This is a genomic window from Wolbachia endosymbiont (group A) of Tromatobia lineatoria (assembly GCF_964028565.1).
Taxonomy (GTDB): Bacteria; Pseudomonadota; Alphaproteobacteria; order Rickettsiales; family Anaplasmataceae; genus Wolbachia; species Wolbachia pipientis.
The window spans coordinates 318,420-339,365 of record NZ_OZ034791.1 but is presented as its reverse complement, the minus strand read 5'-3'; the positions used below and the strand labels follow the sequence as shown (position 1 = coordinate 339,365).

20 protein-coding genes and 3 pseudogenes are annotated in these 20,946 nt (G+C 36.4%); 11 read left to right on the top strand and 12 right to left on the bottom strand.

Annotated elements, in window-relative coordinates; all coding sequences use genetic code 11:
* Window positions 1-11 precede the first annotated feature (11 nt).
* Complete coding sequence (locus ABWU48_RS01785) at window positions 12-863, top strand: Rpn family recombination-promoting nuclease/putative transposase (RefSeq protein ID WP_015589151.1); 852 nt, start codon at window positions 12-14, stop codon at window positions 861-863.
* A 106-nt stretch (window positions 864-969) separates the two neighbouring features.
* On the opposite strand, the gene ABWU48_RS01780 is transcribed toward ABWU48_RS01785, so the two are convergent.
* The gene (locus ABWU48_RS01780) at window positions 970-2,325 is read right to left on the bottom strand and encodes a phosphomannomutase/phosphoglucomutase (protein WP_353288450.1); all 1,356 of its coding nucleotides are present in this window, start codon (window positions 2,323-2,325) and stop codon (window positions 970-972) included.
* Between the two features lie 34 nt (window positions 2,326-2,359).
* On the opposite strand from ABWU48_RS01780, the pseudogene ABWU48_RS01775 reads away from it, so the two are divergent.
* The 4 genes and pseudogenes from ABWU48_RS01775 to ABWU48_RS01760 form a co-directional block, all read left to right on the top strand.
* A pseudogene (locus ABWU48_RS01775) lies at window positions 2,360-4,132 on the top strand (hypothetical protein); the annotation flags it as partial.
* Between the two features lie 69 nt (window positions 4,133-4,201).
* Window positions 4,202-4,546, top strand: a complete 345-nt coding sequence (locus ABWU48_RS01770) for a hypothetical protein (protein ID WP_353288448.1) — start codon at window positions 4,202-4,204, stop codon at window positions 4,544-4,546.
* 509 nt (window positions 4,547-5,055) lie between these two features.
* Window positions 5,056-5,319 carry a hypothetical protein gene (locus ABWU48_RS01765; RefSeq protein ID WP_007552904.1) on the top strand — a complete coding sequence of 88 codons (264 nt, stop codon included), beginning with the start codon at window positions 5,056-5,058 and terminating at the stop codon, window positions 5,317-5,319.
* The gene (locus ABWU48_RS01760; RefSeq protein WP_353286540.1) at window positions 5,309-5,824 is read left to right on the top strand and encodes a transposase; all 516 of its coding nucleotides are present in this window, start codon (window positions 5,309-5,311) and stop codon (window positions 5,822-5,824) included. Before ABWU48_RS01765 ends, ABWU48_RS01760 begins: the two co-directional genes overlap by 11 nt.
* 352 nt (window positions 5,825-6,176) lie before the next feature.
* Here the strand turns inward: ABWU48_RS01760 and tsaD are convergent, their stop codons facing one another.
* The 4 genes from tsaD to ABWU48_RS01740 form a co-directional block, all read right to left on the bottom strand.
* Window positions 6,177-7,184: a tRNA (adenosine(37)-N6)-threonylcarbamoyltransferase complex transferase subunit TsaD gene (gene tsaD / locus ABWU48_RS01755; protein WP_209473117.1), complete on the bottom strand. Its 1,008-nt coding sequence runs from the start codon at window positions 7,182-7,184 to the stop codon at window positions 6,177-6,179.
* 156 nt (window positions 7,185-7,340) lie between these two features.
* The gene (locus ABWU48_RS01750; protein WP_264706012.1) at window positions 7,341-7,541 is read right to left on the bottom strand and encodes a hypothetical protein; all 201 of its coding nucleotides are present in this window, start codon (window positions 7,539-7,541) and stop codon (window positions 7,341-7,343) included.
* An 82-nt stretch (window positions 7,542-7,623) separates the two neighbouring features.
* The gene (locus tag ABWU48_RS01745; protein WP_209473121.1) at window positions 7,624-8,361 is read right to left on the bottom strand and encodes a hypothetical protein; all 738 of its coding nucleotides are present in this window, start codon (window positions 8,359-8,361) and stop codon (window positions 7,624-7,626) included.
* A gap of 528 nt (window positions 8,362-8,889) precedes the next feature.
* Window positions 8,890-10,026 carry a cysteine desulfurase family protein gene (locus ABWU48_RS01740; RefSeq protein WP_209473123.1) on the bottom strand — a complete coding sequence of 379 codons (1,137 nt, stop codon included), beginning with the start codon at window positions 10,024-10,026 and terminating at the stop codon, window positions 8,890-8,892.
* Window positions 10,027-10,181: 155 nt separating this feature from the next.
* Between ABWU48_RS01740 and ABWU48_RS01735 the strand changes: the two genes are divergently transcribed.
* Window positions 10,182-10,880, top strand: coding sequence for an alpha/beta hydrolase (locus tag ABWU48_RS01735; protein WP_353288447.1), 699 nt, complete (start codon window positions 10,182-10,184; stop codon window positions 10,878-10,880).
* Between the two features lie 238 nt (window positions 10,881-11,118).
* Here the strand turns inward: ABWU48_RS01735 and ABWU48_RS01725 are convergent, their stop codons facing one another.
* Window positions 11,119-11,793 carry an ABC transporter ATP-binding protein gene (locus ABWU48_RS01725; protein WP_007549198.1) on the bottom strand — a complete coding sequence of 225 codons (675 nt, stop codon included), beginning with the start codon at window positions 11,791-11,793 and terminating at the stop codon, window positions 11,119-11,121.
* A 39-nt stretch (window positions 11,794-11,832) separates the two neighbouring features.
* Window positions 11,833-12,294 carry a HesB/IscA family protein gene (locus tag ABWU48_RS01720; RefSeq protein WP_010081891.1) on the bottom strand — a complete coding sequence of 154 codons (462 nt, stop codon included), beginning with the start codon at window positions 12,292-12,294 and terminating at the stop codon, window positions 11,833-11,835.
* A gap of 47 nt (window positions 12,295-12,341) precedes the next feature.
* On the opposite strand from ABWU48_RS01720, the gene ABWU48_RS01715 reads away from it, so the two are divergent.
* From ABWU48_RS01715 to tnpC, 3 genes and pseudogenes are all read left to right on the top strand, one after another.
* The gene (locus ABWU48_RS01715; RefSeq protein WP_353288446.1) at window positions 12,342-13,541 is read left to right on the top strand and encodes a deoxyguanosinetriphosphate triphosphohydrolase; all 1,200 of its coding nucleotides are present in this window, start codon (window positions 12,342-12,344) and stop codon (window positions 13,539-13,541) included.
* Window positions 13,541-14,623, top strand: a complete 1,083-nt coding sequence (ribD, locus tag ABWU48_RS01710; protein ID WP_209473133.1) for a bifunctional diaminohydroxyphosphoribosylaminopyrimidine deaminase/5-amino-6-(5-phosphoribosylamino)uracil reductase RibD — start codon at window positions 13,541-13,543, stop codon at window positions 14,621-14,623. Before ABWU48_RS01715 ends, ribD begins: the two co-directional genes overlap by 1 nt.
* A 111-nt stretch (window positions 14,624-14,734) precedes the next feature.
* Window positions 14,735-16,073 (top strand): annotated as a pseudogene (gene tnpC, locus ABWU48_RS01705) (IS66 family transposase).
* A 152-nt stretch (window positions 16,074-16,225) separates the two neighbouring features.
* On the opposite strand, the gene rpe reads toward tnpC, so the two are convergent.
* Window positions 16,226-16,906, bottom strand: a complete 681-nt coding sequence (gene rpe / locus ABWU48_RS01700; protein WP_264706008.1) for a ribulose-phosphate 3-epimerase — start codon at window positions 16,904-16,906, stop codon at window positions 16,226-16,228.
* A gap of 94 nt (window positions 16,907-17,000) precedes the next feature.
* Window positions 17,001-17,429 carry a zinc-ribbon domain-containing protein gene (locus ABWU48_RS01695; RefSeq protein ID WP_353288445.1) on the bottom strand — a complete coding sequence of 143 codons (429 nt, stop codon included), beginning with the start codon at window positions 17,427-17,429 and terminating at the stop codon, window positions 17,001-17,003.
* Window positions 17,430-17,504: 75 nt separating this feature from the next.
* Here ABWU48_RS01695 and dapD point away from each other — a divergent pair, with 75 nt between their 5' ends.
* Window positions 17,505-18,335, top strand: a complete 831-nt coding sequence (gene dapD / locus ABWU48_RS01690) for a 2,3,4,5-tetrahydropyridine-2,6-dicarboxylate N-succinyltransferase (protein ID WP_264706007.1) — start codon at window positions 17,505-17,507, stop codon at window positions 18,333-18,335.
* Between the two features lie 6 nt (window positions 18,336-18,341).
* Here dapD and ABWU48_RS01685 read toward each other — a convergent pair whose 3' ends face one another.
* Complete coding sequence (locus ABWU48_RS01685; RefSeq protein ID WP_010962783.1) at window positions 18,342-18,626, bottom strand: DUF2610 domain-containing protein; 285 nt, start codon at window positions 18,624-18,626, stop codon at window positions 18,342-18,344.
* Complete coding sequence (locus tag ABWU48_RS01680) at window positions 18,627-18,998, bottom strand: hypothetical protein (RefSeq protein WP_022626336.1); 372 nt, start codon at window positions 18,996-18,998, stop codon at window positions 18,627-18,629.
* A gap of 101 nt (window positions 18,999-19,099) precedes the next feature.
* Here ABWU48_RS01680 and ABWU48_RS01675 point away from each other — a divergent pair, with 101 nt between their 5' ends.
* Entirely contained in the window at window positions 19,100-20,149 is a 1,050-nt protein-coding gene (locus tag ABWU48_RS01675; protein ID WP_209473138.1) for a class I SAM-dependent methyltransferase, read from the top strand.
* A gap of 256 nt (window positions 20,150-20,405) precedes the next feature.
* On the opposite strand, the pseudogene terL reads toward ABWU48_RS01675, so the two are convergent.
* Window positions 20,406-20,930 (bottom strand): annotated as a pseudogene (gene terL, locus ABWU48_RS01670) (phage terminase large subunit); the annotation flags it as partial.
* Between the last annotated feature and the right edge of the window lie 16 nt (window positions 20,931-20,946).

The following is a 20,946-nucleotide window of genomic DNA, read 5'->3' as shown; positions in this document are numbered from 1 at the left end:
AAAATTTTTTTATGGCTCTTTCTAAATTTCTCGACCCCAAGAATGATGTTGCGTTCCGGCGTATTTTTGGTACTGAAAAAAATAAAGACATCCTCATTCACTTTCTCAATGATATTTTGGGGTTCACTGGCAAAGATGAAATAAAAGAAATAGAATTCCTCAGCACTATTCAAGATGCTGAAATTGCCTCTAAAAAACAAAGTATCGTTGATGTTCTTTGCAGGGATGAAAATGGGGTGCAAGTAATAGTCGAAATGCAAGTTGCCAAAACTAAAGGCTTTGAAAAACGCGCTCAATATTACGCTGCTAAAGCTTATTCAAGGCAAGCTGATAAAGGTGATCAATATCAGGGTCTTAAAGAAATCATTTTTATAGCTATTGCTGATTGTATTCTCTTTCCTAATAAATCTGAGTATAAGTCAGATCATGTAATGTTAGACAAAGATAGCTATGAACATGATTTAAAAGATTTTTATTTTACATTTATTGAGTTACCAAAATTTCCTAAAACTAAAGAAGACCAATTGGAGAGTATAGTTGAAAAATGGATCTATTATTTTAAATATGCAGATGAAACTAGCGAAGAAGAATTGGAAAAGATAATAGGTAGTGATGTAATAATTAAAAAGGCATATGAAGAACTAAATAGATTCAACTGGTCAGAGAAAGAATTTATTGCCTACGAACAGGAAATAAAACGTATTCGTGATGAACGGGCTGTTCTTGAACAAAAACTTGATGATGCTAAAAAGGAAGGAAAAATTGAAGTTGCAAAAACAATGCTGGCTAATAATGTTGATGTCACCACTATTGTTAAGTTTACTGGCCTCTCCATGAGTGAGATCAAAGAATTGCAGAATTAAGTGGACCCGCAAACGGTTACACGAAATAATGCTGCAGCCTGACCAGGTGATAAGTACATTTAGCCTATTTATCTTTATACTTTCATGTCAATTTTATAAATCAAATTTATTTCTGTGAGTAGCTACAATTTAAAGACCTTGCTTCATCAATGTAATGGAACAAAACCTTTTTAGTAAGTTCAAAACCCTCTAAAGTCTCTCCTTCGCATCTTGCTGTAATGCAGTTTTGCGTATTTGATACCCTAAGAAGCCACCAACCTTTATTATCGGTTACCTTAACACCATCAAGATCTGAAAATACAATATTTTGCTGCTCCAGTGTTTTCTTTATTGACTCAATTATTTGAAACTTTTTCTCATCTTTCACTACAATCTTCACTTCATGAGTGATATATAACTTCGGTAAATCCTCAATCACCTGAGATAGGCTTTGGTTTTTCTTAAGCAAAATGTCAACTGCTTTAACAGCAGAATATAGCCCATCATCAAAACTTAGCTCAGAAAAGAAGAAGTGCCCGCTTAATTCACCAGCAAACTTTGCCTCTTCCTCTACCATCTTCTTCTTAACTAGTGAATGTCCAGTAGCACAGGTGATAACTTGCCCTCCTAACTTGCTAACAAAATCATGCACTTTCATACTCATTTTTACGTTAGCAATAACTTTGCTTTCTGGATATTCCTCCAACACTTCACGTGCAAAAATTATAAATAAATGGTCATTGGAAACAACGTTGCCTTTATTATCAATTAAGCGCACCCTATCACTATCGCCATCTAGCGCAATGCCAAGATCACATCCATATTCCTTCACAATGTCAATTAATTGAGCAAGATTTTTTTCCTCTATGGGATCTGGATCATGCAGTGGAAATGCCCCATCTATAGAGTTATTGGTTACGATGTGCGTATGACCAGGCAAGATCTTTTCAATATAACTTATAATTCCACTTGCTGGACTATTTCCACAATCCCAGGCTATTTTTAATTTCTGTGTAGTATTATTCTTCACTGCACTTTTCAATATGCTAATGTACTCACTATATATATTTATGTTAATTAAGCTTCCAATTCTTGTGCTGTTTTTAATTGGACTGCTTATAATTTCCTTCATTTCTTGATCTGAGAAGACTTTTTTATTACTAAAAAATTTAAAGCCATTATATTCGCTGGGGTTATGAGAGGCAGTTATTATGATACCAAGATCCGCCTGTGTGATTTGTGTTGCAGCGTAAAGCATAGGTGAAGAGCATAGTCCAACGCGTATAACATTTGCACCGGATAAAGTTAAGCCCCTAATTAATTCTCTTTCTATACCTGGTGAATCTATTCTGCTGTCGTAGCCGACACAAACACTAGCTACGGTTTGGCCAAACTTTCTACCTATCTCGTACCCATCATTAATCTGCAAATCTTTGCCTACTATACCTCTAATATCGTATTTTCTTATAATGGTATTGTCCATACTGTACTTCTTGAAGTGACTACTATATAACATTTTGGCCAAATGCTCAAGTTTATTTATCCAACAATTAGTTGATTTTTTAAAGAAATCTGTTAATATTATAGTATATTTTTTAAAATGTAAAATTATGCCACAGGAAAACGAAAATGTATTTATAGCTGAAAGTCAAAGTTTAGATGTAGATGAACAAAAGAAAAATGATACTTTAAATGTCATTGAATCTTGCAACGATCTTCAGGATTTTATCAAAAGACTGGAGGAAGAAAATTTAATCTGGTACTTCATTGGTCCTTTACGCAAAGATGAGGACATTACAGGACAGATAAATTTAAAGTGGGAAAAGGAGTTCCAAAAATTTGAGCAATCAATAGACGCAATGCATAAAGAACTTAAGTCGTCTCTGCCTGGTCAAAATTTCTTAGTGTATCCAACAAAGGATAATGACTTCAAAATTAGATTTGAAAATGAAGAAAAACCAATAGAAATTAGCAATATTTTAAGGACCAGCAGTGAAGGTAAGGTTTATAACATATCTTTAGGGAAAGATAGTCAAATAACTGCAACCAAAAAAGGCAGCGAAAGGCACTATGATTTTACTGGTTCAAGCTCATGTGAAATGACCATTAATTGGCAGGCTAAGGATTCTGAAGGTAACAGCATAGACTGTAGCATGACCGTAAAATTGGATTCTGGTGGTATACAGAGTGTTATTGGTGAGCCAAAATTTGGAGGAATAACGAGTTCAGAAGAAGTATTAAAGTTAGTTGGACAAAATAAAGAAGTTTTTATCAACGGAAAAACTCTGTATCAAGCTTTTACTGGCATATCCAAGAGTGTAGACGATCAGCAAGTACCAGCAGAGGAAATATTTACAAAAGATCTACATATATCACCACAGTCACCTACACCAAGCAGCAGTGGGTATTCCTCTCCTAGCACACCTTCTTCACGTAGAAGTTCTATATCCACCAGCAGTGAATTTAGTGATGAAGATGAAATATTTGAGGATGATATGTCTGGTGATGAAGAAGAGTATGAGCAAGAAGGATTAAAAGATGAAGTTGAGGAATTAGAGGAAGAAAAAGAAACATTTGCTAAATATTTTGCAGTGCAGGCAAAGCAGCTTGAGGATCTAAGATTAGAACGTGACTCCTTGAGAGATAAAGTCAATGAACAACAGCGAGCGATATTTGAAAGAGGTCAAAGAATAAAGGAACAAGAGGAAGAACTACAGGATAAAAATGATGTAATAAAGAACTTAAATGATCAGTTGAAAGATAAGGAAGGTGAAACAAATGAGGCAAATAAAGAATTACAGAGAAAATTGAAGCAAAGTGAAGCTAATTTAACTGTACTAAAGGAAAAGAATGCAAATTTGGAGAATGACCTGAAGAAAATAGTGGAAGGTTTAAACGATGATCATAAAAAGCAGTTGGCAGAACAGTTAATGGAAACAAAAAAGGAAAACAATACATTGGCTGAAACGGCGAACCAATTGTCTAAAGAATTAAATGGATTACAGAGAGAAAAGGAAGACTTAGAGAGGAAAATTCGACAACTTGAACCTGGAAGATCACTTGCAGATGAGCTAAGCGAAGAAAATACGAAGAGGGAAATAGAAAAACTTCAATATCAACTTAAGGAAAAGGAAGGGATGTTAACGTGTACACAGGAAGAGCTGGCATCTGTCAAAGAGAGTCTAGAGCAACTGCAGAACATATTACAGCAGGAAAAAGGTCAGGCAGCTACATCAACTCAAACTGAAGTTGAATATGAAAGTAGAGGAACAAGCATGCAGCAGCAAGACTAAGGTATACAAGCTGTAAACAACAACTCAAGCAGAACAGCTAGTGGGTTAAGACAAGAAAACAAAAAATTGACTAGAGACAAACTAACTATATCTGAACAATTAAAACAAAAAATAAGAGAGATTGACGAGTTAAAGAAAAATTTAAAGCAACTGCAAGAAGAAAATAAACAACTAAAACAAGAAGTTACCAAAAATGCAGGAGTTGATGCATCATCTTCAACAGGTCAAAAAGAAGCTAAAGAAGCAGAAGTTATACCGCAAAACATTATGGATTGGCCTGTTCCAATTCCAGATGATAAACCGGAAGAGCAGAAAACTCCATTAGAGCCAATCAAGGTAAATACAGAATTATCAGATCCAAAATCAATCTCCGCTGAGGGTCCGGAAAAATCTCCTCCTCTTTCAAAATGATGAGTTTTGCTTCTATAGCTGACCCAAGCAACACGTCATCCCGCGATTTATTCGCGTTATCTCAGCCGCTAACACGTAGCGGGATACTTAACCGTCATACCGTGATTTATTCACAGTATCTCTTAGCCACTAACAAGCAGCGGGATGACAGCAATCCTACGTCATGCCGCCGCGGTACCTCTAGATCCCGCTAACTAGTAGCAGAATGACGAATTTTTGTTTTTCAAATTATAGCTAAACATACTCTAATTGCTATTGAATGATGGAGAGACATACTCCATTATTTTAGCACGAAGTAACAAATTCAATGAATTGGTTCTTCAAAAATAATTTAAACTTTTACAGTAGGTCATGAAATATTATAGCGATCTCATTAAAAGAAACTTTTATAAGTATCGTTGATGAGAAAGGAAAAGTTGTTAAGGAAGAAGTTGTTGCAAGCGAAAGTAAGGCAATAGCAGATTAGCCAAGGCAAAAAATACGAACCCATAGGAATAGAAAGTGGATAGTTGTCAATATCAATGTGCAAAGAGTTAAGGAGTTTTGGATTACCAGTAATTTGTGTAGATGCAAGGCATATGGCAGCAGCGTTGTCTGCAAGAATCAATAAGAATGATAAAAACGATGCGAGGGGTATAGCGCAGATGATGAGAAGTGTTAGTAAAATCAGTTGTCAAATTAAAATAGCGCTTGGAAGCAGAAGACAGCTAATGTGTAGCAAACAGCAGGTTATTGGAACAATAAGAGGGTTGTTGAAGATACATGGTCGGTAAAGGATCAAAATTTGAAACTTTCGCTTTAAGAATACAAGAGGCAATAAATAATTTGGATGAAATCAGTAGGAGTTCAATTGAAGCGTTAGTTTGTAGTTTGGAAGCAATAGAAAAGTCATTAAGAAAGCTTGACAAAATGCTTTCAGAACAAGGTGAAAAAGACGATGATTGTAAATTGTTAACTACTGTTCCAGGAGTGGGGATTATAGTAGCAATGACGTATAAAGCTGCAATTGATAACCCACATAGGTTTGAGAAATCTGATACAGTTGGAGCATATATAGGGTTGACACCAAGGCAATATTCTTCTGGAGAAGTTGATCGGCATGGCAGCATATCAAAGATGGGACCAGCGGAATGTAGAAGTATGTTATATGAAGCTGCACAAACAATGCTTACAGTTACCAAGAGGACATTTAAATTAAAAAACTGTGGTTGCGAAGAAAAAAGGAATGAAAAAAGCAATTGTAGCAGTAGCAAGAAAATTAGCTGTAATTATGCATAGGATGTTGGTTGATAAAACAGAATTTTATTATCAATAAACATCAAAAGAGCATAGGACAATAATTTTATTGAAAATAAAGATAGCAATGCCGATGGAAGGGACAAGCAAGAACTTAGTTAGACTTCGTGGTAAACATGTTGCCGTCCACTTCCGCCTAACAAGTATAATGCGGCTTGACAAATTTATTGTCATCTCAGACCGCGGAGAGAACCATATGCTACTTTTAACTTATGTAAAATTACCAAGGATTATGGAGAAGATATGCTGTTTTGATTTGTGTGAAAATTATTGTTGACTTATGTGCAATTAGAGAACCTAAGTCACTTTAGCTATAATTCAGAATTGAGAGCTTTTAATAACTCTCTAACTCCCACTTAGGTCTTGGTGCAAAATTGAGAGAATCTATATAGCTTTTCTGTAACATTTCAATTCCTGCCCATCCAACCATTATTGCATTATCTGTACATAGGTTGTTGGGAGGAAAAAATATGTTTAAGTTTATGTGTTGCTTTAATTTTTCTCTCAAGAAATTATTTGCTGCAACTCCGCCGGTAATCACAAAGTCATTGATTTTGATATTTAAAGATTCGGCTATAATAATCGCATTACTAACCCTGTCCAGCAGTATGTCACTAATACACTCTTGAAACGAAGCACATACATCACACACATCTTGCTCGCTCATTTTCAGTTCTTGCACTAAGTTTTTTACTGCTGTTTTAATTCCAGAAAACGAAAAGTTACATCCAGAACGTTTTATCATTGCCCTTGGCAGTTTGAATCTTGTGCCATTGCCTTTTTTAGCCAACTTTTCAATTAATGGGCCTCCTGGGTAGCTTAAACCCAGCATCTTAGCAACTTTATCGAACGCTTCACCCAGCGAGTCATCAAGCGTTTCTCCAAGTTTAACGTATTTGCCTACATCCTGTGCAATTAAAAATTGACAGTGACCACCTGATATTAATAGGACTAAAAATGGAAATTTTACCTCATGCAGTAACCTAATAACCAATGCATGCGCTTCTAAGTGATTCACTGCAATGAACGGTTTTTGTGCTACATGCGCAATTGCTTTAGCCATCATTGTACCAACTATTAATCCACCTATGAGTCCTGGTCCTGATGTTGCTGCAATTGCATTGAGGTCACAAAAGTTAAGGTTAGATTTTTTTACAGCGCTTTTTATCAGGCCACTTAAATGTTCCATATGAGCACGTGAAGCTATCTCAGGAATCACCCCACCGCGTTTTTTGTGTTCTACTTGAGAAAGAATCTTGTGAGCAAGGACTTGCTTGTCACTATTTACAATCGCTACTGCAGTTTCGTCGCAGCTTGTTTCAACAGCTAAAATGGTTTTCATGTATATTTAGTTACTGTATTACCAAAACTATACTTTGAAACGCTGTAGAAGTTAACTGCAAAGTTAACTTCTATAGCTAAAAGATTTACCGACAACCGTCATTCCGCTACGTGTTAGCTGATGAGATACCGCGCACAACTGTACGAACATTCATTCTTAAAGGTAAACTGCACAGCAAATGGTGTCATTCCAGTGCTTGACACTGGAATCCAGCCTTGCCGTAATCTCATCAAGAACGTTGTGTTTTAACATAAGATCAGCCACTTTTATGCTCACCAACTTAGTGCCCAATCCAAATTCCTGGATTCCAGTGTCAAGCACTGGAATGACACCATCTACTACTAAAATTACCTGCAAATTGCAATGTTCGTACACCAAAAGAATGAATCGCGGTATGACGGTTCGCGGCGGCATGACGTAGGAAAACCTGCACTATAAGCTAATCATCATCTCCAAATATAGAGCTAATTTTTTTGCCCCCAGGAGAAAATTTATTAGTCCAACTGCTTTGCACTTTGGTTACATCTTTAAAGACAGTTTTATTGCTGTATTCCTTGATTTCTTTATCTACTCTCTCCATTATTTGTGGATCCAGGTAGCTCTTTTTCCATTGGTCAGTAGCAAGGAACACTTTGTTTAAGTCTTGAGTGCGGATTAAGTATTCTTTATCTTTAGGGTAAACCTCCTGCGCCCAAGCAAATAGCTCAAAATAGCGTGCAAATAATTCAGATGCGCGTGATTTTGCAGTTTGATAAGCCTGTATCTCCTTAAATATAACTTGGCCGATAATTTTCTGCACAAGAATATTTGCTTGCTTTAGGTTCTGCTCAATATCCTGGTAAACTTTATGGAGAAATTCCTGTTCCAAACTTAAGTTCAGTTCATTTTCAACCATGTGTGAAAGTTCATGCACTATAATGTATGGGTTTGACTTCCTCAGTACAATAACATATCTATTTACACTGGAAGACCTGATTGTCTTACACACTCCCTCTTCCATATCCACTAATCCCTCTTGGTATATTTCAAATGAGAGCCTGTTTTGCTTTATTAGTGATAAAGTGAGGTTTAATGTGTTTCTAAACTTCTCAAATTGATAGAGATATTCGACATACCGTATTGCATTTTCACTGCTTCCTACTTGAGTTGCTTGTTTTATTAAATTCCTGATTAGCATACCTTATTATTAAAGGAATTCTTTTTATACTCAAGAATTGATTGGCTACAAAGTGTTTTTAGGAAGCCTGATTGCATAGCTAAAGTAATTCATGTTTACTGATAACCGTCATACCGCTGCTTGTCAGCGGGATCTATGGTGAGATACCGCGAATGAATCCATAGCTGTACGAACATTCATTTTTGAAGGTAAATTGCACAGCAAATGGTGTCATTCCAGTGCTCTTTTTTTGTCATCCCAGTCTGGGATCTATTTTGCATGTAACTCCAATTGTGTTTTGGCATAAAACGCGACACGTATTAGACTTATTTGCAAGCAAAGCTTGCTAGATCCAAGTAGTCAGGACACTGGAATGACACCATAGGGGCACTGCCGTCATAAAGGAACCAGTGTCAGCTACTTGGATGACAGCTAGCCTAACAACCGTCATCCCGCTGCTTGTTAGCGGGATCTAGAGATACCGCGGGGTTGTAAAGTAATTTTTTACATCTAATGCTCGGCCAGTGCCTGCATGATACCACGTATTATCTATACCAAGGTGTTCTGCTTGTAGATATTATACCAACAATCCACTATTTTTTTTATGTCTTGTGGTTTAGTTTCTGGACCTATACTGATTCTAATTGAACACTCTGCTTGCTCTTTTGTTGCCCCCATTGCAAGCAAAACATGGGAAGGCTCAACTTTTCCAGAAGAACATGCGGAGCCATTACTAACTGCAATATGATTCAAGTCAAAATGCATAAGCTGCACATCACTCTTTACTCCTGGCATATAAATAAAACTTGTGTTTGGCAGCCTCTTAGAGTTTTTACCGAAGATTCTTATGTCACTGGCAAGATTTAATAATTCACACTCTAATTGATCACGTAGCTCCTTTACTTCATCCATTTTTGATAGAAGGTCTGGAATATTTTGCAGTGCAGCAGAAAGGCCTGCAATCGCAACAATATTTTCCGTACCACCACGAAATCCCTTCTCTTGTCCACCACCTATTATAATAGGTTCTATCGCAAGTTCTTTATTGAATATTAAAACTCCACTGCCTGCTACACCGCCAAATTTATGGGCGGATAAAGTGAGTAAATCCACTCCTAAATCTTCCATATTAACTTTAATTTTCCCAACACTTTGAGCAGTGTCAGTGTGGCAAATTGCTCCAAACTTGTGTACTATTTTAGCCATTTCCTCAATAGGTTGAATAACTCCGGTTTCGTTATTTGCCATCATAACTGAAACTATTGCTTTGTTTCCTTTAAGTTCGCTTAGAATTTTTTCTAGCTCTAAAAAGTCAACAATGCCCTCCTGATTAACAGGTATTATATATGGATTACATGCAGAATTAAGAATTGAAGGATGCTCTATAGCTGAAATTATATGCAGGTAGCCTGCTATTCCTCTCATAACAAGGTTATTCGCTTCAGTTGCACCAGACGTAAAAACTATTTCTTTATCACTTGAAACGCCAATAGCACCACGTACGTTATCTCTTGCATCCTGAAGAATCTTCCTCGCTTCTTGTCCTCTTTTATGTAGTGATGATGGATTGAGCGTTTGTTTTAACAAGACCTCAAATATACTTTTTTTTACATTTTCACTAATTGGAGCAGTTGCATTGTAATCAGCATATACGTAACCACTATTTTCTAAAGAGAATGGACTCATCTGTCACTTAAATAAGTTTACCATCAACTATAGCCATAACTATGTACGTTAGCTTTAACACGATAAAAAATTTATTGCAAAAACAGCGAAATTAATACATAATTAATAACTCACGTCATTAATACCTGTCAAGCGGGTTCTTATTAGGGGTTACCATGGTTGAAGTTTTTTTGAATAATGCAACAAGAAAGATAGAAGGTGAATACCACCAAAGCAAAGATGCCAACGCGCCGGTTGTGCTGGTTTTACATCATCATCCTCAATATGGTGGTAATATGGATAGTAAAATTGTACATAGTACATATACGTCTTTTATCGATAACAATTTTTCTGCATTGAAAATTAACTTTCGTGGTGTGGGAAAATCTACCGGAACTTTTGATAAGGGTATAGGAGAATTAACTGACGCTGCGGTAGCCATTGATTGGCTTCAGGAACATAATCCTAGCAATGTTCCAATTTGGATCGCTGGTTTTTCTTTTGGAGCATGGGTGGCTATGCAGCTAACAATGCGCCGCCCTGAGATAGTGGGTTTTATTGCTCTTTCTCTTCCGGTAACTAAGTACGATTTTTCTTTTCTTTCTCCCTGTCCAGTTTCTGGGCTTATAATGCAAAGCAGTAATGATACAATCTCAGAAGAAAGCGATGTAACAGAATTAGCAAAAAGGTTGATAAATTCAGTAAGAAGTGATCACATGAAATACTATATAATAGATGATACTAATCACTTTCTAAAGGATAAAGAAGAGGAAGTGACTCAAATCGTGGACAATTATATAAAACTGCGCTTGAATAGTGCAACTATTTCTTCTCAAAAGGTCAAAAAAGAGGTAAGGGTAAAAGAATATGCCTAATCTTTACAAACAAGAGAAATGAGTGTAGTAATATAAATGAAAAGGTTTTGTTATGTTTAAAAAGCTATTATTTTTTGTTTTAGCTGTGTTTATGTTATCGGGGTGTTCCCTAAGTAAACAGCGTAAGTTAAAAAGTCCGTGTATAAAAAGCAATGAAAGCATTTCATGCGAGTTATACTCTGTTAATGATCATTGGTTAGATAAGTATAGGGCATAGAAATTGTGCTATTTTTCCTATTCACAACTTCACTAATGATCGATCTCTCAATTGGAAAATGCAGTCTGCCTTTTCTGCAAGGAGATGATTGTGTGTTACTATAAGCATAGAGCTGTTATTTTCCTTTACGTATGAATGTAGCAGTAAAAACACCTTAAAAGAATTTGTTGGATCTAAATTTCCTGTTGGCTCATCTGCAAGTAAAAGCTTTGGAGAATTTACAATGCTTCTTGCAATTGCAACTCTCTGCCTTTCCCCACCCGAAACTTCAGATACCATGCTACTTGCTTTGTTTTCCAGACCAAATTTTTCCAACATTGCTTGCGAATTTTTTTTTGCTTCAGCTTTGCTTTTTCCTGCAATGAGTTGAGGAAGCATAATATTTTCCAACACCGATAACTCTTGTAACAAATAGTGAAATTGATAAACAAAACTAAGAAAATTTCTTCTTACATGAGTTTTATGCTTATTACTGGCTTGTGTGCAATTTATTCCATCTATCGTAACTATACCTGAAGTTGGCTTGTCCAACAAGCCTGCGATTTGCAATATAGTTGTTTTCCCTGCACCTGAATCGCCAATCAGCGCTACTACTTGCCCTCTTGTGACACTTAAGTTGATATCCTTTACAACAGCAGAATTGTTCTTGAAGCTTTTATCTACGGAAGTTAGTTCTAGTGCTACATTACCACCCATGTTTAAAAGATCCAGAAGGCATCTAAGTTTTAGTAATAATTAAACCGAAAAACTGTTACCACAACCACATTGAGACTTAGCAAAGGCATTCTTTATTTGAAAACCAGAACCACTGAGATCCTCAGTATAATCTATAACTGAGTTATTTAAAAATTTTGCTGAACAATTATCAACCATTAATACAGGGTTTCCATTTTCATCATTAATTACTATATCTTTACCTTTTTCGCTAAAACTGGAGTGGCTTCTATAGTCCTCACTTTCTTCATAGTCATCATCTTCGTCTTCGTCATCAAACTCATCATCGTAATCATCGTCTTCATCATCCAAAGATAGATTTTTATTCATTTGATCCATAAGAAAATTGTATTTGAAGCCAGAACATCCACCACCTGAAACTGCAACCCGTAAAATGGAACTCTTATCCCCTTCCTGCTCTGCAAGAGAGTGGATTTTTTTTAGTGCATTATCAGTTAAGTTGATGTTGTAATTTGTTGACATAGTAACCACCGTTTATTATTGATAACTTATTATAGTAGAAATTTTACATGTCAAGCAATAATTTTCTATTAAATTATGCATGTTTTCCAAGCAAAACAAAAGGGAGATACTTCAAAGAGCCAGAAGATGAGAATCGCAGCTGCTTTCAGCGTGATAGGGACCGTATCATTCACTCTAATGCGTTTAGAAAATTGGAGTACAAAACACAAGTTTTTATCAATTATGAGCACGACTACTATCGCACTCGGCTTACTCATAGCCTTGAAGTTGCACAAATTGCAAGGTCCATTGCGCGTAGACTTGGCTTAAATGAGGATATCACTGAATGCATAGCGCTCGCACATGATCTTGGTCATCCTCCATTTGGTCATGCAGGTGAAGATGCTCTAAAGAAATCAGTTCAAGATTTGAATCTTGATAACGAGAAGTATGAGTTTGATCATAATGTTCAAGCTATAAGGATTTTAACTTACCTCGAACAAAAACATGCTGATTTTGATGGTATGAATCTAAGTTGGGAGGTGATTGAAGGAGTTGCAAAACATAACGGTCCCTTGCTTGGTCAAAACGCGGAGTCTTCTACAAATAATCAGCTGTTATTAGAATACAACAAAAAATATGATCTAAAGCTTGAAGAATTTTCAAGCATTGAAGCGCAAGTTGCTTCAATTGCCGATGATATTGCTTACAGTGTTCACGATCTTGATGATGCACTCAGGGCGAATTTAGTAACCATCGAAGATTTGCTGAATGTTCCTTTAATTGAAAAAATGTTTAAAGACATAAGGAGCAGATATTCAGAATTGCCTCAGAGCAAACTCATACATGAATCACTGAGTGGAACTATAGGAACTATGATAAGTGATGTTGTTTCTCAGACTGAAAGAAATATTGAAGATCACAAAATAAAAAGCGTAGAAGACGTAAGAAGTCTAAATAAAATGCTAGTCACATTTTCACCAGAAGTTGCGAATGCTACAAAAGAAATGAAAAGATTCAACATGGAGAAAATATACAGAAGCTATAAACTGAGTAGAACGATGAACAAAGCAAAACGCATAATACAGGAACTCTTTCAATGTTTTTATGAAAACCCAGGATTACTTCCCACAGAGTGGAGCAAACTCGCTTGTGAATCTCAGCGTTCAGTAATAATATGTGACTATATCTCAGGTATGACAGATAGATTTGCTATACACGAGCACAGAAGAATTTTTGATACCTCATACGAAATGACTTCTTTCTAATGACTGATGATCATTTCATGTCAATTGCATTAAGGCTTGCAGAAAAAAATCTTGGAAATGTTGCACCAAATCCTGCTGTCGGGTGTGTTATTGTAAAAGATGGTACAATTGTTAGTGAGGGATATACAGGGATTGGTGGGCGTCCGCATGCGGAGGTAGTCGCTTTGCAAAACGCTAAAGATTCAACTCATGGCGCAACTATATATATCACTCTTGAGCCATGTTGTCATCACGGAGTCACGGGGCCTTGCACTGCAAAAATCATAAAAGCTGGCATAAAAAGAGTAGTAATTGCAACTATTGACCCAGATAGTAGAGTTTCAGGCAGAGGCATGAAAGCTCTGAAAGAAGCAGGAATTGAAGTTGAGCAAGGTATTATGCAAAAAGAGGCAAAAGAACTGAATGTCGGTTTTTTCACCACTAAAGAATTACATAGACCATTTATAGCTTGCAAAGTCGCAACAACTCTTGACGGAAAAATCGCAACATTTACAGGCGATAGCAAATGGATAACAAGTGAAAATACGAGAAACTGGGTGCATGAGCTCAGAACGAAATATGATGCAATTATGATCGGCAGCAATACTCTTATTAATGATGATCCACTCTTAACTTGCAGATTACCAGGACTCGGAAGTAGATCGCCAATAAGGCTAATTATAGATAGTCAAGGGAGATTAAAGGAAGAGCATAACATTGCAAAGACTGCAGACAAAGTAATAACTTGGGTCATCACAAATAAAGAAGTAGAGAAAAAAATAAAAAACATTAACTACTTGAAAGTCAATTCAAACGATGCAGGCAAAGCCTACCTAAAGGACATGGCATCAAAACTTGTTTCAGAAATTGGTATAACAAGATTATTAGTTGAAGGTGGAGGAGTGTTAATCACAGAACTATTAAAGTGTAATTTAATCGACAGGTTGATAATATGCCGCAGTGGTAAAATTTTAGGCAATGATGCCACTCCTTTTGTAGGAGATTTAGGGATTCAATTCATTAACAACTGTTATCAGTTTAAAAAAACAAAGATAATAGAGTTTAGTGAGGATATAGTTGAGGTTTGGGATAGGTCGTCATAATCCTTACATACTCAAACAGTAAAAAAAGGTATCCGTTCAGCGGAGCGGTAAAATAAAAAGTAGACAAGGAGTGCTAAAAACATAATATCACAAGTAGTATGTGTGGTAAATATGTCTGATCTACTAGCTAGTCTTCTCAAGCTCTGTGAAAGCTTTAAAATAGAGATAGAGCAACTAAAAGCAGAGATAAAGAGGTTAGAGATAGAAAACGAAAATTTTAGATCTGAGAATAAGGCGCTAAGAATCGAAAATGCTGAATTGAAAGAAAGACTAGGTCTGAATTCACAAAATTCATCGATACCGAGCTCAAAAGAGTTATACAAGCTAAAGAAGAAAAAGAAAAAAAGTGACAGGAAAATAGGGGCACAGATTGGGCATGAAGGAAAGTATCGCCCTAAAATGGAGGCAGATGAAGTGGTGAAAATAGAGTTCTTGCGAGTGCGGAGGAGAAATTGCGATATCGAAAGAGCCATACATTCATCAAAAAGTTGATTTGCCAGAAATTAAGCCTTATGTTGTGGAATACCAATGGCCGCTGTTGCAAGTGTGGAAAAAGAAAAAGTAGCAGGCTACCAGAAGGTGTTACTGCGGATACATTTGGTCCAAAAGTTAAGTCAACAATCGCGGCGCTGAGCGGATTTTACAAGAACTCGAAAAGAGAAGTAGCAAATATTATAAAAAATATTTTCAACCTGGACATCAGTGTTGGTAGCGTGTCAAATAGCGAGGCTAGAGTTGCAGAAAAATGCCAAGAAGCATATGAGCAAATCGAGCAAGAAGTAAGTAAAAGTGAAGTTCTGCATATCGATGAAACGAGCCATTATAACAAAGGTAAACTTGGTTGGTGCTGGATGTTTGCCAGTAATACAGCAAGTTTTATAAAATTGACAGAGTCAAGAGGAATGAAGGTTTTACAAAATAGTAAGTTCTGCAATCGCAATAGCTTACGACAGGTACGCAGCATACAACTACTTTGCCGATAAGAACAGGCAAATCTGTTGGGCACATTTATCAAGAGATTTTGAAAGATTAGCACATAGTTGAAGTTAAAGTTCTGGGCTGTTACTTAAGAAACGTAGCCACTGAATTATTTGCACTAAAAAAGGCCTTGCTAAAAAATGAGATAGATGTTTTTAGATTTACCAGACGTGCCAGAAAGTTGCGAAAACGTACAAGGTATTACTTGAAGCCGCTTACCTGAAGCAATTGGAGCTTCTCGAGTTGCAAAAAATATTTTGAAATCTGAAAGAATAATGTGGAATTTTTTAGATGACCCAGAAAACATTCCGCTGACAAACAACCATGCTGAACAGCAGATACGGCATTATGTCGTTTATCGCAAAAATTCATATTTTACCCAATCGAAGTGGGGAACTTGAACGGATAATTTCGTTATACTTAACATGGAAACAAATGGGCTTTCCAAAACCTTCTATCTATTGTTTCTTAAACCACTCTCCTGAACTGATACAACCCAAGAAAGGTTTCCCTACGTCATACCGCAATTCATTCGCGGTATAGATTCCGCTAACGAGTAGCGGAATGACGAATTTGTTGTTTTTCAAATTGTAGGTAAACCTAAGCCACTTTAGCTATATAGGGTCACAACAATGGATTTTTAAGATAGTTTATGGCCTTCTTAATATCTTCAGCCTTGAATATCGCCGATCCCGCAACTAAAATATCTGCACCTGCTTTTATTATATCAGCTGCGTTAGAAAAGTTAATTCCACCATCTACTGAAATTTGTGTTTTAAGGTTACGCTCTTGTATCATTTTTTTTATAGTAGATATCTTGTTCAACTGTGAATGAATGAATTCCTGCCCTCCAAAGCCAGGGTTGACTGTCATAATCAGCACAATATCTAGCTCATGTATTATGTATTCAAGCACACTTGGAGAAGTTGAAGGAACAATTGAAACTCCAACTTGAATCGGTTTTTTTTCGTCGTTTACATTTTTGTATGACTTTATCTTTCTTATCAACCTCTCAAGGTGTATCTCTGCTTCTGCATGTACAGTGATAATATCAGCACCAGCATTTATAAAGCTTTCAATGTGGTTACCAGGAGATTTGACCATTAAATGCACATCAAAAGGAAGATTGCTATATTTACGTATTGCAGAAACAACGCTAGGACCAATTGTAATATTTGGAACGAAATTCCCATCCATAACGTCTATGTGTATGTAATCCACACCTAAATCGCTAATTTTTCTTACTTCTTCCCCTAATTTTGCAAAATCTGCTGAAAGTATAGAAGGTGCAATTTTAATACTCATGAGCTGCCTTTTTTGCTAAAAAATAACTTATTTTCAAAACTCTGTCACCCTAAGCACCATCTGAGTAGCTAGAGACCGATATCGGTATGCCTATTTAACTAGATCTTAAATTAGATAAAAAAAGGTAGTCTTGATAAAACTTATTTACAGCAAGTTTTTTTACATTTGGACTTTCTGTTTGTTCTTTTTTGCACCCTAATTTATAGCTTATTGAATCCTTGTATAAACTGATCGTTTTGTATGCTTTGTTCATCTCTCTAGGAAAGATGCCGTTAGCAATTACGACGCATAACCCTGTAGCTGTTGCAAAAGCTAGAGTGGTAAATGCTAGATTTTGTAAAAAATTCCTTCCACTAACTTTTTTTTCCTGTATATTAGCAGAGTGCGATTTGTTTGACACTTCTTCTAGATATTCATGCCATATGTGATTGCAGTTCGTACATTTTACCTTTCTTCCAGACGCGCCAATTTGCTTAGGAGATACTAAGTAAGTTTTAGTACAACTATTACATTGTATTTTCATAGCACTTACATATAAAGTAGTAACAAGCTCAAATGATACAGAGCTACAAATTTAATATCAATATATATATAACAAATGGAAGGTTTGCAACTAAAAAAAACACAGAGTGAGATAGAAAATATTTGGAAAAATAGAGAAAAATTTAATGACTGTAATCTAAAGAAAACAGCAAGAATAGCAATTAAAGAGGTAATTGAGCTCCTTGATAGTGGCAAAATTAGAGTAGCAGAAAAGCTATCAAGTGAAGAATGGGTAGTACATAAGTGGATAAAGCAAGCAATATTATTACATTTTCTCACCGAAGAAAATAAAATAATAGATAATACCAATTGCTGGTTTGATAAGATCGGTAACAAGTTTAGTGAATGGAATGAGGAGAAATTTCGCCGGTTAAAAATTAGAGCAGTTCCTGGGTGTTTTGTTCGCCGATCTGCTTATATAGGTACAAATGTTGTTCTAATGCCAAGTTTTATCAACGTTGGTGCATATGTTGATTCAGGAACAATGATAGATACCTGGTCAACGATTGGTAGCTGTGCGCAAATAGGAAAAAACTGTCATATTTCCGGTGGAGTGGGAATAGGTGGAGTTCTTGAGCCTATTCAAGCTTCACCTGTCATTATAGAAGATAATTGCTTTATTGGAGCACGTAGCGAAGTGGCCGAGGGTGTGGTAGTGAGAGAAGGATCAGTCCTTGGCATAGGCGTGTTTATTGGGGCATCAACAAAGATTATTGATAGAGAAACTAGCAAGGTATTTTACGGCGAAGTGCCACCTTATTCTGTAGTGGTACCAGGGTCTATTCCATCTAAAAATAATATTTCAATCTATTGTGCAGTCATAGTAAAAAAAGTGGATGAAAAGACGAGATCGAAAATCTCTATAAATGAAATATTGAGGGATTAAACTATCTTACTCCTTGTCGTCACTTTTTTTATCATTATTACTAACCACAGTAATGGCATACGCGCATAACTCTGAGAAAGAGACTCCATTTTCTTGAGATAGTTTATATAATTTTTGTAGACTTTCTTTTACTTTATTAGGAATATTCCCTCCACGTTCTTTTACAAGCCAGGAATCTTGATGATGAATTGGATGAGCATCACTTTTTGGATTTCCTATGTATATTGCAAAAGGTGAACTTTGTCCTTTGAAGTCACATTGTACAGTAAATTTTTTTATAGATTCAGCCATCTAAAGACCTCTACTTTTCTTTTTGGTCGATTTTATAGCAGGTGGAAGAGGTGGTTTCTTTATAAAATCTTGTCTATTGACAACACTTTCTCTACCTTCCAAAGCTCGGCGAACATCAGCTCTGCTTAATTGCGACTCTTTTGCTACCTTCATTCCATGCTTTGCCATAATATTAGCACATGCTAGTACTTTTTTTACCAATTCTAGATCACCATTTAGCATTTGAACTAGCACTTGAAACACTTCCGCTAAAGTTAGCCCATCAGCATTTATAACCTTGTTTTCTATAAAATTGACAGCTTCTTCAAATTTGTATTCAATACTATCATCTTGAGGTATAAGGGCAACATAATCGGTGTTTTTGTCGTCCATAACTGAAGCACTATTACTCACAAACTTAAGTTTATACTATATATATAAATACTCTACTATTTTATATTATGGCACGCTATAGTTAAACATTTATTAATAACATGCTCACTTATATACACGAATTAATTGACAAAAGTCAAGGATCAATATCCATCAGTGATTTCATGAATGCCGTTTTGTACCATGAAAAATACGGCTATTATACAAGTAAATTACCGCTTGGTAAGGATGGTGATTTTACTACCGCACCTGAGATCAGCCAATTATTTGGTGAAGTAATTGCAGTTTGGATAATGCATACATGGGAAAAATTAGGAAAGCCATCAAAATTTTCTCTAGTTGAACTTGGGCCAGGCAAAGGAACACTCATTCACGATATAATAAGAGTCACTAAAAAATACAGCAGCTTTTTTAATTCAATGTTGATCCACTTAGTTGAAATAAGCCCTACTTTACAGAAGATACAAAAGGAAAAATTAAAGGGTTTAGGTATTAATTGGCACAAAAATATTGACAACCTACCAGAACAACCAACCATTTTTTTAGCAAATGAGTTCTTTGACGCTCTTCCGATAGATCAGTTTGTATATCATGATGAGGGGTGGTATGAAAATATGGTGACAAAACAAGATGATGGCAGTCTCTTGGTGTCATGCCAGTGCGTGACACTGGAATCCAGAAAAAAAGAATCATGGATTCCAGTGTCAGCTACTCAGATGACAAATGGAAAATTTTTTAATGGTGCAGTGGTGGAAATATGTTCAGTTGGGGTTGAAATATTAAAAAAACTTGAGAAGAAGATATATAATAATAAAGGAGCTGCTTTGATTGTAGATTACGGTTATGTATACCCCGCATATAAGAGCACTTTGCAATCGATAAAACAACATAAGTATGCTAATTTTCTTGAGAATGTTGGTAATAGTGATATTACCGCACTTGTGAACTTTCAAGCGTTAAGAGATCCATTAAAGCATGTAGATTGTGAGATTTTAACTCAAAGGGAATTTTTATATCTTTTTGGCATAAAAGAAAGAACCCAGGCTTTAATGAAAAGCGCAAGTGATGAACAAAAGAATAGGATCTTTAGTGAATTCTTAAGGTTGACTGAAAATATGGGCACTCTTTTTAAAGCAATGCTATTGATATAGCTAACCCAAGAAAGGTTTCCCTACATCATACCGCCGCGATATCTCAGCATAGATTCCGCTAACGAGTAGCGGAATGACGAGCTTATTGTCATGCCGCCGCGAACCGTCATACCGCCGCGGTATCTCAGCCGCTAACAAGTAGCGGAATGACAACAATCCTACGTCATACCGCCGCGGCGCTAACAAGAGATCCCGCTAACAAGCAGCGGGATGACGGTTGTCTCCTAGCTGTCATCCCAGTACTGGTAGACTCAAATCACAATGCTCGTATAGCTGCAACCCTGGAGGTACTGTTTCTCACCCACTGCAAATATTGCACGGTACTGTCCACTTGGTCGTCGTGGCGCGTTTCAGGAAACATTAAAATCTCATACTCAAAATCGTTCAGCCATACTGCTTGATGTGGCAGAAAAACCTTGCCAGACTCTATAATCGGAACAATTTGATGAAATCGAGTGAGCTTGTCATCATGTGGCACTATTTCAATAATCGGTAAATCACTGTTTGTCTTTAGCTCTTGCACCAATTGCTGACCACTCGTTTTTGCTTCAATCAAAATTGCGTGTGGTGACCATCTTGCAGCTAGTGACAAAACCTGTTCTTTAAGCTTTGGATACTCAAGCTTTGCGCGATATACGTCGAGTAAATAGAATTTATTATCTATTTTTGCCCAGGTGGTGCAGACACTAAAGTTGCTCATGTTACTTGTTGAAACCGCAGTATCCCAACTTTGTGTTATATGCGAGAGATTATCAGGAAATTTTTTATAGCGTTTCAGAGGTTGTCCGGAAACTAGT